The 16,025-nt window shown below is 37.3% G+C and carries 16 protein-coding genes; 6 read left to right on the forward strand and 10 right to left on the reverse strand.

All coding sequences use genetic code 11. The annotated features are described in order from the left end of the window. Positions 1-369: 369 nt before the first annotated feature. The 9 genes from BLR11_RS13020 to BLR11_RS13060 form a co-directional block, all read right to left on the reverse strand. A complete protein-coding gene (locus tag BLR11_RS13020) occupies positions 370-1,932 on the reverse strand; it encodes an acyl CoA:acetate/3-ketoacid CoA transferase (protein WP_091652921.1) in 1,563 nt (520 codons plus the stop codon). A 73-nt stretch (positions 1,933-2,005) separates the two neighbouring features. Then, entirely contained in the window at positions 2,006-2,563 is a 558-nt protein-coding gene (locus tag BLR11_RS13025; RefSeq protein ID WP_091652924.1) for a UbiX family flavin prenyltransferase, read from the reverse strand. Between the two features lie 86 nt (positions 2,564-2,649). Next, positions 2,650-4,089, reverse strand: coding sequence for a hypothetical protein (locus BLR11_RS13030; protein ID WP_091652927.1), 1,440 nt, complete (start codon positions 4,087-4,089; stop codon positions 2,650-2,652). Positions 4,090-4,194: 105 nt separating this feature from the next. Beyond that, complete coding sequence (locus tag BLR11_RS13035) at positions 4,195-5,538, reverse strand: MFS transporter (RefSeq protein ID WP_091652930.1); 1,344 nt, start codon at positions 5,536-5,538, stop codon at positions 4,195-4,197. A gap of 88 nt (positions 5,539-5,626) precedes the next feature. Next, on the reverse strand, positions 5,627-7,108 hold the full coding sequence (locus BLR11_RS13040; protein ID WP_091652933.1) for a UbiD family decarboxylase: 1,482 nt from the start codon (positions 7,106-7,108) through the stop codon (positions 5,627-5,629). 19 nt (positions 7,109-7,127) lie between these two features. Continuing rightward, positions 7,128-8,000 carry a thiamine pyrophosphate-dependent enzyme gene (locus tag BLR11_RS13045; protein WP_091652936.1) on the reverse strand — a complete coding sequence of 291 codons (873 nt, stop codon included), beginning with the start codon at positions 7,998-8,000 and terminating at the stop codon, positions 7,128-7,130. Continuing rightward, positions 7,987-9,198 (reverse strand): hypothetical protein, encoded by a 1,212-nt coding sequence (locus tag BLR11_RS13050; RefSeq protein WP_218118824.1) that lies wholly within the window; start codon positions 9,196-9,198, stop codon positions 7,987-7,989. The genes BLR11_RS13045 and BLR11_RS13050 overlap by 14 nt, the downstream gene beginning before the upstream one ends. Further along, the gene (locus BLR11_RS13055; protein ID WP_091652941.1) at positions 9,195-9,500 is read right to left on the reverse strand and encodes a 4Fe-4S binding protein; all 306 of its coding nucleotides are present in this window, start codon (positions 9,498-9,500) and stop codon (positions 9,195-9,197) included. Before BLR11_RS13055 ends, BLR11_RS13050 begins: the two co-directional genes overlap by 4 nt. Further along, a complete protein-coding gene (locus BLR11_RS13060) occupies positions 9,454-10,008 on the reverse strand; it encodes a 2-oxoacid:acceptor oxidoreductase family protein (RefSeq protein WP_091652944.1) in 555 nt (184 codons plus the stop codon). The genes BLR11_RS13055 and BLR11_RS13060 overlap by 47 nt, the downstream gene beginning before the upstream one ends. 497 nt (positions 10,009-10,505) lie before the next feature. Between BLR11_RS13060 and BLR11_RS13065 the strand changes: the two genes are divergently transcribed. Then, on the forward strand, positions 10,506-11,264 hold the full coding sequence (locus BLR11_RS13065) for an IclR family transcriptional regulator (protein WP_091652946.1): 759 nt from the start codon (positions 10,506-10,508) through the stop codon (positions 11,262-11,264). A gap of 145 nt (positions 11,265-11,409) precedes the next feature. On the opposite strand, the gene BLR11_RS13070 is transcribed toward BLR11_RS13065, so the two are convergent. Next, positions 11,410-12,111, reverse strand: coding sequence for a thiamine pyrophosphate-dependent enzyme (locus BLR11_RS13070; RefSeq protein ID WP_091652948.1), 702 nt, complete (start codon positions 12,109-12,111; stop codon positions 11,410-11,412). A 47-nt stretch (positions 12,112-12,158) separates the two neighbouring features. Between BLR11_RS13070 and istA the strand changes: the two genes are divergently transcribed. From istA to tnpA, 5 genes are all read left to right on the forward strand, one after another. Beyond that, a complete protein-coding gene (gene istA / locus BLR11_RS13075; protein ID WP_143006445.1) occupies positions 12,159-13,547 on the forward strand; it encodes an IS21 family transposase in 1,389 nt (462 codons plus the stop codon). Then, entirely contained in the window at positions 13,537-14,307 is a 771-nt protein-coding gene (gene istB, locus BLR11_RS13080) for an IS21-like element helper ATPase IstB (RefSeq protein WP_091652953.1), read from the forward strand. The genes istA and istB overlap by 11 nt, the downstream gene beginning before the upstream one ends. Positions 14,308-14,853: 546 nt before the next feature. Further along, complete coding sequence (locus BLR11_RS13085; protein WP_091652956.1) at positions 14,854-15,153, forward strand: plasmid mobilization protein; 300 nt, start codon at positions 14,854-14,856, stop codon at positions 15,151-15,153. Position 15,154: 1 nt separating this feature from the next. After that, entirely contained in the window at positions 15,155-15,583 is a 429-nt protein-coding gene (locus BLR11_RS13090; protein WP_091652958.1) for a relaxase/mobilization nuclease domain-containing protein, read from the forward strand. Positions 15,584-15,679: 96 nt separating this feature from the next. Then, the coding region (gene tnpA / locus BLR11_RS13095; RefSeq protein ID WP_091652961.1) for an IS66 family insertion sequence element accessory protein TnpA at positions 15,680-16,025 on the forward strand (346 nt) is incomplete at its 3' end.

Genomic DNA, 16,025 nt, shown 5'->3' on the forward strand with positions numbered 1-16,025 from the left:
TTTCAAACGCATGTAGGGATTCATCACGGACGCATTTGCAATAATGGCCCGTCCAGCAGTGCCATAGGGAAGTTAGCTAACAGTTTCTCAACGCCTGCATTTTTATAAAAAAACGATGTCGACGAGGCTAGCTATTATCTAGGTCAATACATTTACCGAGAACTTCTTGACACATACTCGGATGCCGGATTGATTGACAGGAGCATGCCCTTGTTGTTATATTGAAAACGAGCCAACGATATAGCCGCTGACTCGTACGTTCTTATTATTTTGCACCACTATATGGAGTTTACACAGAATTTGGCGCGCCCTCCAGACTAAGATTGTTAATACATAGATTTGTTTTCCGCTTATGCGAAATCATTAATTCTAAAAATGTATTCCCATTTTTTCGGGAGAAAATAAACGTTTATCCATTAATTTAAGATCTTTTGAAATAATAGGTTGAAATTTCATATGAGCTAAGATATCTTGCTGCAGGTCAATCCCTGGTGCAATTTCAATAAGCATAATACCGTGTTCAGTAAGTCGAAAAACTGCTCGTTCCGTAATATATAAAATCTTCCGATTATATTTTCGTGCATAATCAGCTGAAAAAGTAACTTCTTGTACCTTCTTAACAAATTTTATGCCTTGTCCATCTTCTTGAATAGAAAGCTGTTCATTGTTTATTTCCAACCGAGGTCTTGTAACGGTAAATGTTCCCATAAAATACACTTGAGAAGTATTTTGAGTAATATCGATAAATCCTCCGGGTCCAGCACAGCCCCGTCCAAAATGAGATACATTTACATCACCATTTTGATCGACTTCAGCCAGACCAAGGAACGCCATATCTAATCCTCCCCCATCATAGTACTTTAAATTATCCGCCAACGCATACATTGCTTCAAAATTTGCAGATCCGCCAAATCCAGTTCCTTCCGCCGGAACCCCTCCTAAAGGACCTGATTCCAATGATAATATCGTTTTAGTTGCTATTCCTTCTTCATTAGCTATGCTACCAACTCCAGAAGGTATTCCTATTCCCAAATTAATAACACTGTTCGGCTGCAGTTCCAACACGCCTCTTCTTGCAATAATTTTACGTATATTAAAGTCCATCGGCTTTAAGGCAACTTGTGGGATCCGCAATTCTCCGGATAATTCTGGATGATAGCTATTAACCGCATAACTTTGAAAATGATTTTCTGGTTTTGCTATGACCACATAATCTACAATACTATGATGAATACCAATTTTTCTAGCAGGAATACTGCCATTTTGAACAATATTTTCCACTTGTACAATAACAATACCATTATTATTGTGCGCAGCCAATGCCATGAGAAACTGCAGTTCTTGAATACCTTCATGTTCGAAGGATATATTTCCCTGCTCATCAGCATAGGTACCACGAATGATACATGCATTTAATGGTATCGTTTTATAGAATAGATATTTATTGTCATTTATTTCAACTACAGAAACTAGGTCTCTTTGTTGTTGTCTGGCTTTTTCATTAACAGCACACGTTCCTTGTCGCGGATCAACATATGTATTTAATCCAATTCGTGTAATAACGCCCGGTTGATTTGCTACGGCTGACCGCAGTAAATCAACAATGGTACCTAACGGCAGCGTAAAACCAGCAATTTTGTTTTCCCCTACTAATTGATATAATTTATCAGCATTTTTAAAATGGGCTGCAATTACTGTATCCACTAAACCTATAGGTGTTAATCTATTATGTCCGATATCCGCTGTCGTATTATTACCTGAACAAACACTAGAAAATATCGTTAATTTGCCAGGATGTGAATTAATTTGATAATTTTTTTCTATCCCTTGTAAAATTTCATCAGGGGCACTATACGATCCAAACCCTCCTACCCCTACAGTTGCCCCATCCTCAATTAATTGTGCAACTTGTAACGATGATATAACTTTCATATTAGCCTCACATTCTCCCCTCATTACTTATGGCATTAATATTTTAATATAGCAAAACTTAATACTTGTTAAATCAATTTTTTTCCCATCTGTGTATCAATCCTCCATCAATTCCCCATTGATCTAATATTTTTGAAACCGTATGATCAACGATATCATTAATCGTTGTAGGATGATGATAAAAAGCCGGCATAGGCGGTAAAATCATAGCACCGGCCTGAGCAACTGCAAACATATTACGTAAATGAATTATGCTTAATGGTGTTTCTCTCGGGACTAATACCAGTTTTCTTTTTTCTTTAAGCGTTACATCTGCAGCACGTATCAACAAAGTATCTGTGCAGCCATATGTAATTGCTGCTAGCGTTTTCATGCTGCATGGAACAACAATCATCCCATCCGTAAAAAAAGATCCGCTGGCTATAGTTGCACTAAGATCACTATTATCATAAAAAAAATCAGCCATAGCTTTCATTTCATCTAATTGAACGCTTGTTTCATGCATTAAATTATATTCTGCCCACTTGCTTAAAATCAAATGTGTCTCAATGTTAAATTTTCTTAAATTTTTTAATAACTGAATCGCATAAATAATACCAGAAGCTCCGGATACTCCAACAATGATTTTCATTATACATGTTTCTCCTTTTTTAAGTTAGAATTATAATACATGCAAGCAAATGCGATGAACAAGGAATAAACTATATGGCAAAAAGCTTAATAGAAAAACTCGAATTTTAATTGATAGGTTTTATCTAAATTATCTGATGTTAGGCCAGTTAATGATTTATCCTTGATTTTTACATTCTGGTACTCAAGAGATAAAACAAAATTCTTTGCAAGTACATTTTCATATGCTAAATATAATGCATTGACATTATCTGTTCCATGCGTATATGTGCTATATCCTACAGGTGCATAAGATACAGCAGTAGTATCAAATCCGCCGACACTGCTGGGTACAGTACCAGCATCAATACTGCGATAACTTGCCATAAATGCACTATCACCTACTTTTCCAATTCTAACAAACGGGAGTACCGGATAGAATACTTGAGTCGCGCCCGGACCTTTACCATTGCTCACTTGGACTACCCATCCTTGAGGATTAGTAGGAATATTAGCAGCCCCGACCAAATGCGTATTTAAATAGTCTGCAAGTACTGTAACTCCGCCTAATTTCCAATTAAAGCCTAAGTATAACCCATTTGACCTGTCATAATTGCCAACATTAGTATTAAGCGTACCAGTGCCGCTGCTGTTACTTGTCCCTGGAATATCTGCCCAATAATACCCGCTTTTGACTTCAAATTTTTTTGTAATATCGTAAGTAAGTTGTGCTGTACCCAAAGATCTGGCATCCCCGCTATCTCCACTTCCGGTACCCTGATTAGTATCTGATTTTACGTTGCCAAACCAACCAGTAAACTGTAATTGATTAAAGTTTTTATTAAGAGTAACACCATCTGCATTGCCTGGTCGTCCAACCAAACCACCATAGGAAAAGAAATCTACAGGAGATCGTCCAAGACGAATGCTATCCAAGCCAAACACTTTTTTCATGGTAATATTCATGACATCAAGGCTAATATCAGATCCAGATGTTTGATCATAATTTCCCCATTTATTTTGAGCATTAGTTGAAATCCGACTGGTCCAACTCATATTATTATTAATAGTTCCCCAAAACTTTATCCGTTGCCGGAAATCAAAACGATCTGAACCATGCAATTTTGGAATGTCATGACCAGGACTATCACTTACATAACGCATTCTGGTATCACCGCCAACAAAAACGTTCACTTTATTATCCGGTTTAATTTTAGATTCAGGTTGAATTTTTGCCTCACGTACTCCCATATGATTAAGTTCGGAAGCAAATTCCGCAGAAAGAGAATCTATGATTTTCTGATCAGCAACATTAGCCTGATCGTATTTGTCTAAACATCTAACGACAAGAACAGCAAATTCATAACGATTCATAAGTTTTTCACTCTGGATACTGTTATCAACAATGCCATCCTTTTGAAGTTGTGAAACTGCTCCATAAGTCCAGTTTCCACTGGGAACATCATTAAAAGTCTGTCCAGTTGCAAACGCAGCTATTGGAAAGAGTGCGGATAAACACATTGTTAAAAATAGTTTTTTACTATGCATGGGCAATCCCCTCTCAAATTTTATTATAGATATATAAATCAATGCCTGCAGATTGAATGCTGCTAAAATAATAGATTTAATGAATGTGTCCCCCCATACACACTATCATTCACGAAGAGGTTCTTTGATTGTTAATGACATTAAAATACTCAGAGCCGCACATACCCCTAAAAATATAAACACAACATTCCAGTCTTGATATACATCAAGAAGATATCCACCAATAAGCGGTGAGAAAAATCCGCTTAAATTACCTACTGTTGTCATAATAGAAATAGCCGTCGGATATGTTTTCCCTGTAGTAAATCCCATGGGATATGCCCAATAACTCGGCCATGCCATATTCAAAAGTCCACCAGTCAAAAAGAGGATGATCGATAATACCCAAGCACTGGTACTATCCGGTGTATGAATCAGTACAATCAACATAATAATCAAACAAATAGGTCCGAAAATCATATTGGGTTTACGACGTTGATATAACCATTTATCGGAAATCCAACCGCCAAGAAGTTGTCCAACTAGTGCTCCGACCCATGGCGATGATGCTACCCATCCCATTTTTATAAACGAAAATCCCCTGCCATTTACCAAATAAGATGGTATCCATGTCATAAGTCCATACGTAACAAACCCAACAAAGAAATATGTAAGTGCATTTCCCCAAATATCCCATGATTTAAACACTTCCATATTTGTTTCCAGCTGTTTCATTTTACTTGCGCGAATTAATTTATCAACCCATCCTAAAGAGCCTGTTGTGTTAAGTTCCGCTGTGCCATTCGCTTCAATAGCAGTTGTGTTATGAATATAGTCAACTTCTGCTTGATTGCAGTAAGGACTATCTTCCGGACGTCCGTGAACAAAAAAGTACCAAATAATTGATAAAATACATCCCGGAATAGCGCAAACCCAAAACACCATACGCCAGCCATAATTAAGCAATATCCACACAGATGCCGGCGGCACTGCTATAAGTGCTAATGAAGTCGCTCCCATAAATACGCCTGAAGCAAATCCCTGTTCTTGTGGAGGATACCAGTTTTTAATGGTTGCTGAACCCCCAACCGGACTGGGGCCTTCAAATAATCCAAGCCCAAAACGAAACCATTTCATCATAAACGCGTTAACTGAAGCACCAATAAGAAAAGTAAAAACAGAAAATCCCATGATGGATGTTGCTACTATTCCGCGCGGCCCGACTTTACTCATAAAAAGGCCTGCGGGAATTTGAGTAATAGCATATCCAAGAAAGAAGAAACTCATCAAGGCTCCTGTTTCCATATTTGTTAATACAAATTCACTTTTTAATGTTGGCAAAACAACTCCTAGGTTAGCACGATCAGCAAAATTCATCATATAAAACGCAAAAATGATTGCAAGTACTATCCACCGATAATGTGTTCTATGCATAGGTGTGTGACAGACAGTCTTTACCTTTTCACTCATTTAAACTCCCTCCTAATTTTTTAATAGTAAATATTTCTGTTAGAATTATCTCGAGCAGCGCGAAATCTACTTACAAATACAGCAAGCATTATTTGTTCAAAATCAACGATGAAAATCGTTTTAAATCTATTTCTTTAAAAGCAACTCTTTTGAAACGATCTTTTAAATTAAATGGTACAGTACAGTCAAAAATCACCTTGCAGGATATACCTTGATTACGAATTGAATAGCTGAAATCAGGTGATTGTGATGGGTCAAGCGGATGACAACGCACCCCTGGAATAAATACTGTACTGACATCTCCTTGGTAACGTGTGTTTAAAGCCCATAGGACATCGTTACTATCAAAGATATCCACATCTTCATCCACTAAAATGACGTGCTTTAGTTCCGGAAAAGCCGCAAAAGCTAGTAAGGCAGCTTGCCGCTGTCTTCCTTCATCACTTGGTTCACTTTTTTGAAACTGCAGTATAGCCATATATTTCCCGCCGCCGGATGAATGTGCATAAACATTTTTCAATTTTCCAGGCATTGCACGTTCCACCATTGTTAAAATGCTTGCTTCAACAGGAATACCTGCTAAATTTACATGCTCTTCACTAGGCCCTATCACTGTTTGAAAGATAGGATTACGTCGATGTGTTACTGCTTTGACTTTAATCACAGGGATGGCCGGCTGCGCCATCCCTGTATATCCAGGAAATTCCGGCATAGCCTTACCGGTATGAGTGTTGTGGTCTTCTTTTATCCTGATATTGGGCAGCAATTCACCTTCTATTACAAATTCCGCATTGGCGATGGCTTTAGTCTGGACTGTAAGAGCATCAACAAGTTCTACCGGCCGTTTTCGTATACTGCCAGCTACTGCCAACTCGTTATAACCAAATGGAGTCGTCGGCGGTTCAAAACATGTGCCTATCTCAATAGCCGGATCAACTCCAATACTAATAGTTATGGGTAATGGTTTTCCATCATCCTCCGCCTTTTGACGAATAAGATTTAAATGCCGTCCTGGAGCAAAATACATTGAGATCTCATCCGGTCCCTGTATACATAAACGATGAATAGTTACATCAGATTTTCCAGTTTCTTCATCCATAGCATATGCTATACCCATCGTAATATAAGGTCCCGCGTCTTCCTCCGTATTAGTAAGCATGGGAATAATCTTTCGAATATCAAATCCCGGTTCTTTTGCTCGATACACTATCTCTTGACATACCGCTTGTTCTTGAGGAATAGTAATGGGATCCATAGGTGTTAATACAGCGTTTTTCAAAAGAAATGCCAATTGTTCTGGTTGTGTATCTAATATCTTAGCAACTCGATTCCGACTAGCCAAAAGACCTATCAAAACTTTTACATTGGGGTACTCTCGAACATTGTTAAAAATCATAGCCGGACCCATACGCGTCGGTCGTTTTACCGTTCCTCCTGCACCTACATAACGATAAATACCCGCAATTTCAGCATATGGATTTACCAGTTCATCAGTACCTATTAATTCTCCTGTATATGTTTTTAAGATTTTTAATGCATTCCTGAGATCAAAACATGATGTATTATTCATATACAACACTCCTACATTACTAAATCTTTTCCATTTTCAACATCTTGTTATAATTAGCAGTAACTAATTGCTGCAGCTCTTCCATCTGTTCATCCGTTACTTGTTTAAAGCGTTTTTGCATCTTTAAATATGTACATATGGGTTCTAACGATTTAGGTTTAATGTTGACTTTTAACTTGCCATACTCATACTCATATAGAATCCACATTCCAGTTTGAATAGCCATTCTGCTAACTTCAACACTTTTAGCAGGTTTGATACCCCATCCGGTAGGGCATGGGCTGAAAACATGAATAACTCGCGGACCTTGAATAGATTTTGCTTTTTCAAATTTATGCCTTAGATCAGGGATGTTACCCATACTGCATGAAGCACAATACGGGACTCGATGTGCAATGGCGATACTGAGTAAATCTTTTTTCATAACATTTTTTCCTGCCGGAGTAGTTGTCGACCAAGCATGAAAAGGTGTTGCAGAGCTTCCTTGAATTCCGGTATTCATATATGCTTCATTATCATAACAAACATATAAAACATCTTCTCCTCTTTCCATCATACCGGATAAAGACTGAAGACCTATATCTAATGTTCCTCCATCCCCCGCATAAACCAATACTGTTGTGTGATTATTCCCCTGTGCACGATATCCGGCACGAATTCCAGTAGCATATGCTGCAGAATTTTCTAAATTACCCTGAAATGCCGGAATCTTCAATGCCGTTTCTTTGCCAAACCCACAAAACAACGCTGAACATCCAGGTGGAATAACAACCGTAGTATCGTCTCCCAATACATCTAAAATATTACGAATAATCAATTCCATTCCACAACCCGCACAAGCACTTACGCCATGTGCTACATAACCTTGTGTTTCGCTTTTAATGTCTATCATTAATCGACACCTCCCTGATAAGGCCGGCATGTTCAACATCGCAATCAATCCACACGGGACTATCTGAACTTTGACCTGCTAAAATATCTGTATATACACTTTTAATAGTTTCTATGTTAATGTCGCGTCCTGCTAAACCGGCAATGTAATTTTTAATGAGAAGATTTTTATCAGTTAGTGCTGCTTTAATTTCTATCCAAAGCGGTGTCCCTTCTCCACCCAATCCTGCCGTACGATCGAGTACTGCGACTTTAGTAATATTTCCAATTACTTCTCTTAATGCTTTATATGGGAACGGTCTGAACGCAACAACTTTAATTACACCAACTTTTATTCCCTGTTCCCGCATTAAGTCTGATACATATTTCGCAGTACCTGACATAGAACCTAAACACACAATAACTGCATCTGCGTCATTTGTATTGTATCCTTCAATTAAAGATTTTTTACGACCAAATTCATTCTCAAATTCTGAAAACACTTTTTCCATTTCAGGAATTGCATTTTTAAACCCAACAGCTTGTTGATACATCATTTCGGTATTTTCATTAGACCCGGTTAAATCATCTATGATAACAGGATCTGTCGGATCAAGAACCAAATTTTGCGGCTTGTACTCGCCAATAAATTTATCAATTTCGCCTTGTTCCGGAACCAAAATCTTTTGCATCGAATGTGAGAGGAAAAAGCCATCCAAACACACCATAACAGGTGTTAACACTCGTGGGGATTCGGCAATTCTATATGCCATAATCATAGTGTCAAAAACATCTTGCACATTTTCACAATACATTTGAATCCATCCACTATCACGTTCTGCCATTGTATCCTGATGGTCACACCAAAGACTCCATGGGGAAGCCAATGATCGATTCACTACCGGCATAACAATAGGTACCCGACATCCGGAAGCAACGTTCAGGACTTCATGCATTAATGCGATTCCAACCGATGCTGAAGCCGTCGCAGCGCGTACACCCGTCAATTGTGCTCCAATAACACAACTCATGGCAGAGTGTTCCGATTCAACCCGAATATATTCAGCGTTTAATTCACCATTGGCACATATCTCTGATAATTTTTCAGCAATGGTTGTTTGTGGTGTAATAGGATAAGCAGAAACAACTTTTACTTTAGCCATCTTAATAGCTTCTACAGCAGCAGCATTTCCATCTAACATTTTATAAACAGACATCATTCCCCCTCCTTTTCTTCAATCATGGCAATGCATGATTTGGGACATTCATTCGCACATATACCGCAACCTTTACAATAATCCCACATAAATTGAACACATTCTTTTTCTGTTTTATTTATGGTAATAACATTCGCCGGACAATACATCGCACATATGCCACATTTTACACATTCAGAATAATTGACTTCAGGACGTTCCAGTCTCCAACTGCCGGTATTGATTGATGTGAAGATGTTGGCACAAGGTCCTAAAGCATTATATTTTTTTTGTTTGGCTAAAACTGATATCTGCTGCTTTTGCATTAATTTCACCTGCTTTCTTTCCAAAAAATTCTATAATCGCTTTATTAACAGATTCAATAGACATAATACCAGTCCTAGCTAATGCCCCAAGCATCGTTGCGTTTGGTATAGTAATGCCAATAACATCCATAGATATCCTCGTAGCATCCGTATAGTACACATCACCAAATCCATAATTTTCCTTGTATCTTTTAGCCGTTTCGGAACTGGATGTATTAATTATCAAAATTGTCTGATCATTAATTCCCTTCCCAACATCAATATTTTTTTGATCAATAGTATGATCAAAGACAACAACGATATCTGGATTTGCGACAAAACAGTTAACTAGTATCGGTTTGTCATCCATAACAACATCCGTATATACAGGAGCCCCCCTTCGTTCATGACCATATGCAGGAATTGTAATCGCATATTTTTTCTCATACAGAGAAACTGCTATTGAAAAAATTTTGCCTGCAGTTACAATGCCTTGACCTCCTACGCCATAAAATTTAAGTTTTTTCATTACTTATTTGCCTCCCTTTGAAATAAATAATCTCGTTATATATTTACGATTCTGTTTATTTCTTATAGAGAAACATTGTTTCTTTATAAGATACGTAAATTATAGTACAATTATTATTTTTTGTAAATATCCTTATCTGTTTTATGTATAGATGGTATTATGTTAGCAAATATCAGCTATTCCTATGACTATTAATTATAATATTGTTTAGTGTGGTTTCTTTATATGAACTTCAGTTTCTTAAATATGTTATATATGGACTGAATACTTCAAAACATAGTGCCCATGAAAAAATACATTGCCGAAAACCTTAATATACAAACGCTATAATTGAAAACTGCATATTTTAAACATTCTCTAAATATACGCTCGTTTTCTTTTTTTTAAGTAATTAACAATTATTCTAAAATGTGTTAGAATTAAGATATTTCTTGTTTTAAATAATGTATTCTTATAAATATTGTTTTTAAGAATACCAACATACAAGGAGAAAATAAATGGCTGAAAAAAAAGACCGAAAATATATATTACAATCTGTTGAAAATGCACTTTCAATTCTTGATCTTTTATGTGAGCACCAAGAATTGTCCGTAAACGAAGTGGCAAAATATATGGGACTGGGAAAAAGCACAGCATTCAGGCTGCTTACTACGTTGTGTTATAAAAATTTTGTGGTAAAGGATGATAAGGCATATTATAGTTTGAGTGTTAAATTTGCTGGTATTTGGAAGATTATCAGTGACAGATCTATGCTCATTCAACAAATTCATCCATTTTTAGTAAATTTATCTGCAAAAACAGGAGAAACTTCTCATCTAGTTATTTGGAACTCTGATAGTGAAATAATTTTTATTGACAAGGTAATTGCCCCTGCTACTATACGCATGGACTCCATGGTCGGCTTAACACGCTTAGCCCATACAACCGGTACGGGAAAAGTATTATTAGCCAATTCGACACAATTATTTATAAATCAGTATTTAAGTACTACTCCATTTATCAAAATGACACCTTATACCATATCCTCCAAAGAAACATTATTAAGTGAATTGGAAAATGTGCGTCAACAAGGATATTCTTGTGACAATGAGGAATCAGAAGTGGGCTTGACATGCTTTAGCGTACCTATTTTCTCTATGAATAAAGCGATTGCAGCTATTAGTACTTCGGGACCAACTCACCGAATGAATACGAAAAAAGAAATGTTAATACAATCGTTAAAATCCATAGCAAAAAACATCGAAATATCAATTTAAATTTCTATATCCCAATGTATCATCTGATAGGACAGACGAATTCTATTATATTGTTTTAATAGAATTCGTTTTTTTGTCTCTATCGAATGGTCAATCTTAAAAATCATGCATTTTACTATAAGTAGAATGCCGGTCACTTTTATGCTTATTGTGCAAGTTTCTGTAATACATCCCACTTATTATCACAAAATTGCTGAAGAATAGTAACAGCATCTTCTGTAAGATGCTTAAATCGTTTCTGCCCTGCTATAAATTTGCTGACACTTAAAGGATCTTTTATGTCTTTTGTAGGTGCAGAGATTGTAAATTCAAAATTCGAATACTCATAAAGCAGGAAATACCTTGATTGAACAGCCATGCGAGCATATTGAATACTTTTCTCCGGCGAGAAACCCCATCTAGTAGGACAAGGCGTTAAAATTTGTAAATATACTAATCCATTCTTTATAGTTACTGCTTTTTTTACTTTATTAATAAAATCATTCATATATGCCGGAAAGAGTGTAGCAACATATGCTGCATTCTGAATAGCCAGCATCATCGCTACATCTTTTTTAAAATTAGGCTTTCCAGATGATTTTTTCCCTACAGGCGTTGTGGACGTATTGGCACCAAATGGTGTAGTACCGCTCTTTTGAAATCCTGTATTCATATACCCTTCATTGTCGTTACAAACATAGATAATATTATCTCTTCGTTCAGCTGCAGCCGATAAAGCCTGCAATCCAATGTCTACTGTAGCACCATCACCAGCATACGCTAATACATTAACGTCTGGATCAATATAAACGCTAATATAAAAGTGAGCCACTTTGGCGCAAAACGCTAACTTGAAATTGAGCCACATTAACTCTACTCTAGATAAAGAGAAATCTTTATCCGGAGGTAAACAAGGTGGTAATAACAATGCAAGACTACAAAGAAATCCGGCAGCGCTACCTGCGTGGCGAAAGCCAGCGTCATATTGCGAAGACACTGGGAATTTCCAGAAATACCGTAAAAAAATATTATGAAGGAGATCCCCTTCCTAATGAACGGAAAATTCCGGAACGCCAAACAACGGTCATGACACAGAAAAATGTGCAATTCATTCAACAGTGTTTAAATGAAGATGCGGAAGAACAGCTGCCAAAACAAGCACACACGGCAAAACGGATTTTCGACAGACTCGTAGCTGAAAAAGACTATACGGGAGGTGAATCAACCGTTCGTGCCAAAGTAAAAGAGCTCAGGATGGCTGTTCATAAAGCTTTTATTCCTCTGCAATTTGATCCAGGCGAATCCTTGCAAGTCGACTGGGGTGAGGCATTTGTCTATTTGAATGAAGAAAAGAAAAAAGTGAACTTGTTTTGTGCTAGACTCTGCTACAGTTGTCGGCCCGTTGTATTGGCATACCGCAGACAGAATGAAGAAAGCTTTTTGGATGCCTTCGTTCACACCTTTTCTATTCTAGGCGGTACCCCTCAAAAAGTTATCTTTGATAACGGTAAGGTAGCCGTTAAAGATGGATTCGGTTCCCACGCCAGGAAACAGGCAGGGTATACGGCATTATCTGCTCATTATGCTTTCGATGCTGTATTTTGTAATCCGGCTGAGGGACATGAAAAAGGGTTAATCGAAGGATTAGTTGGCTGGTCCCGGAGAAATATTTTAGTTCCGATTCCACACATAAAAACGATGGAAGAATTAAATACGTCCTTACGTTCTCATTGTCTGCAATATGAAAACCATCATATTAAAGGTAGAACGGATACAGTGGGTGAGATGTTTTGTGTAGAAAAAGCCAGCCTGAATCCACTGCCCCATCATTCTTTTGAAACAGCAACGTGTAAAAACACCCGTGTTTCTACTACTTCGACAATACGCTTTAATACCAACAATTATTCCGTTCCCGTACAGTATGCCGGTTGTCCGGTTGGCGTAAAAGGATATCCGGAATGCGTTGCTATTTATTACCGCGGCAAGCTGATTTCCAAACACCCACGTTGTTTTGGCAAACATCAGACACACTATTATCTGGCAGATTATTTACCATTATTGGAACAACGTAAGCGGGCTATTTTGAACGCAGCGCCTGTTAAGCAAACGTTGCCAGCAGAAATTCTTGCCGAACTACAGGCAAATGCTTCACACGAAGAGCAACTGACAGCTATATTGCGACGCGAAGCGGCTAAGGAATCCTGCGTACTGCATAGGAAAGATCCGGTAACTATACAACATGTGAACCTACATGCCTATGACACGCTTTGTCCCAGAAACGAGGGAATCCATCATGGCCGTTGAATTGGTAGAAGAACAAATACAATTGTATGCAAAACAGCTGAAGATTCCGACCTTTTCTCACTATGAAGAAGTACTTCGACGTACGAGTCCTGATCAGACCTTTGCGGAGTTACTACTGTTCTTACTGAAAGCTGAATATGAACAACGTCAGGAAAACAAAAATCAACGACGGCTAAAACAAGCCGGGTTTCCATATACTAAGACATTGGATGAGTTAGATGTTAGCCGGTACGGCAGTCAAATCACAGAAATGTTTATGATGGAACTAGCCAGCTGTCGATTTATTGATGATAAGAAAAATATTGTGATGATGGGCAATCCCGGTCGAGGTAAAACACACCTGGCCATTGGGTTAAGATTGAAAGCCTGTGCCGCCGGAATGAGCGTATTATTTAAAAATGCATCAGCGTTATCTACAGATTTAACAGAGGCGCGGGATACGTATGTATTGGGAAAACTTGAAAAAAAGATACAAAAAGCAGATTTGTTAATCATCGATGAGATGGGATACGTCCGCTTTGACCGGTACCAATCTGAGCTGTTATTTAAGGTGATTGCGGATAGAAGTGAGCGTGGCAGCATTATTGTCACGACGAATTTACCATTCTCAGAATGGACAACATTGTTTGAAAACATGGCAATGGTAACCGCTTTAGTAGATCGTCTAACGTTCCATTCTTATATTCTCGACATGAATGGAGATTCATATCGACTAGGACAGGCAAAAAAGTTTTCTAAGGGTGGCTCACTTTCAAGTTGACGAACACAATTGACCATTATATATATCTCTCGTAACATATGTCACTTCAATTTTTTTACTATAGTTGGTCTACAGAAAATTTGTTCGCTATTATTTTGCATTGATTCAATTTGTACTTGAGTAAAAGGTAAAAAATGATTTTTTTGCCATAAACAAAAAACTTTCGTACAATGTATGTTTACCTACATCATCCGAAAGTTTACACAAAAAAAGATGGTACATCTCAATCATGACATATCACCTTTGTTTCTTTTACTTCTACCTTGAAATCATCAAATAAGTAAGATTGCTATCCAGCCTTCATAATGTACCATAATTTCTCAACTATTTTTCATATACTAATTGTATATTTGGTAAATACGTTAAATTTTATTGCATATGATTATAAATTTTCCTATGTATAATTGCAATATCACAAATATATTTTTCTATTTTAATCATATAATATTTATCTGCTACGTCTTTATGAATCCATCCGTAATTAATAAAAAATGTATGTACATATTTATAATCATGAGTACATATTTTTTATGGGGAGTGGATCATATGCAAAACGAAAAGAAAAACAAAAGAATTGATCTTAGGGTATCTGAAAAACAAAAAGCAAAAATTGAAAAAGATGCAGAACAGTTGGGAATGAAAATATCAGAATATTTATTATACCTAGCTGAACATAAACAAGTTGTCGTTATCTCAGCAGGAAAAGAACTTGTAGAAGCAGTCTACCTTCTAAATCAGAAACTAAACCAATATGACAACTACCCTATTTTCCCACTGCAAGATGCAAGAGATATAATAAGTAACAGCCTGACTGGTATTGCAAAAAAGATGAAGGGACGTGAATAATATGTCCATTCTAAAATTTGTTGACCGTACACCCAAAACTATCAGTCAGATGTATACCTATCTTACTGATCCAGAAAAAACAGATATTGGAGGAATATTCGGTATTGGGATAAATCCCCGTATGGCTGTAGAAGAAATGAATTTTGCACAACTCGTGTATTATCGAGATAAATTAGAACATCCTTACATTCAAATTATTTTTTCATTTGATAAGAATCTTGTTCTTTCCTTAGCAACTCTTCGTAAGATCTGTATGGAAATCGGATACGTTCTGATGCCAGATGAACGGCAGGTATTGGGTACAATACACTATAAAGAGACTAATCATATCCATTGCCACTATATATTAAACTACGTCGGAATACAGGGAAACCTATACAGACAAAAATACAGTGTAAAATACTATAAAGGTAAGCGCCTAATAACATAGTGGATAGAATCGTTTTGGAATCTGTGAGATAATACTGTAAAGTAAAGTATTGAGAGTTTTTCGAGTAACTTGAAAAACTTCAAAGGAGGTTTAGCGTTGAACACCAGGGAAGTTACTCAGCAATATCGTCTTAATCAATGGATGGAGATCATACGAGAATGTCGCAGCAGTGGGCAATCGGTAGCTAGCTGGTGTGCCAATCATGGCGTCAGACAATCGAGTTACTATTATTGGCTAAAGCAAATCCGTGTGACAGCCTGTGAGTCCTTTCCTGCTCTTAGTACTTCAAAGCAGGAAATTGTGCCATTAAATATCCCGTCCCCTTCCTCCCGAGGAGCCGATTTTCAAGCAGAAGAAGTCACTTCAGCAATCATTGTCCGCTTTGGCGCGGTTACACTTGAACTGCATAATAATGCCTCCGCAACACTCATTGAAAACACAT

The sequence above is a fragment of the Megasphaera paucivorans genome (genome assembly GCF_900103535.1).
In the GTDB taxonomy this organism is placed as follows: Bacteria; Bacillota; Negativicutes; order Veillonellales; family Megasphaeraceae; genus Megasphaera_A; species Megasphaera_A paucivorans.

Bases quoted from the DNA above. Each gene is read 5' to 3' on its own strand.
- BLR11_RS13020 (WP_091652921.1), bottom strand. From the start codon at position 1,932: ATGAAAGTTATATCATCGTTACAAGTTGCACAATTAATTGAGGATGGG.
- BLR11_RS13025 (WP_091652924.1), bottom strand. From the start codon at position 2,563: ATGAAAATCATTGTTGGAGTATCCGGAGCTTCTGGTATTATTTATGCG.
- BLR11_RS13030 (WP_091652927.1), bottom strand. From the start codon at position 4,089: ATGCATAGTAAAAAACTATTTTTAACAATGTGTTTATCCGCACTCTTT.
- BLR11_RS13035 (WP_091652930.1), bottom strand. From the start codon at position 5,538: ATGAGTGAAAAGGTAAAGACTGTCTGTCACACACCTATGCATAGAACA.
- BLR11_RS13040 (WP_091652933.1), bottom strand. From the start codon at position 7,108: ATGAATAATACATCATGTTTTGATCTCAGGAATGCATTAAAAATCTTA.
- BLR11_RS13045 (WP_091652936.1), bottom strand. From the start codon at position 8,000: ATGATAGACATTAAAAGCGAAACACAAGGTTATGTAGCACATGGCGTA.
- BLR11_RS13050 (WP_218118824.1), bottom strand. From the start codon at position 9,198: ATGATGTCTGTTTATAAAATGTTAGATGGAAATGCTGCTGCTGTAGAA.
- BLR11_RS13055 (WP_091652941.1), bottom strand. From the start codon at position 9,500: ATGCAAAAGCAGCAGATATCAGTTTTAGCCAAACAAAAAAAATATAAT.
- BLR11_RS13060 (WP_091652944.1), bottom strand. From the start codon at position 10,008: ATGAAAAAACTTAAATTTTATGGCGTAGGAGGTCAAGGCATTGTAACT.
- BLR11_RS13065 (WP_091652946.1), top strand. From the start codon at position 10,506: ATGGCTGAAAAAAAAGACCGAAAATATATATTACAATCTGTTGAAAAT.
- BLR11_RS13070 (WP_091652948.1), bottom strand. From the start codon at position 12,111: ATGTGGCTCAATTTCAAGTTAGCGTTTTGCGCCAAAGTGGCTCACTTT.
- istB (WP_091652953.1), top strand. From the start codon at position 13,537: ATGGCCGTTGAATTGGTAGAAGAACAAATACAATTGTATGCAAAACAG.
- BLR11_RS13085 (WP_091652956.1), top strand. From the start codon at position 14,854: ATGCAAAACGAAAAGAAAAACAAAAGAATTGATCTTAGGGTATCTGAA.
- BLR11_RS13090 (WP_091652958.1), top strand. From the start codon at position 15,155: ATGTCCATTCTAAAATTTGTTGACCGTACACCCAAAACTATCAGTCAG.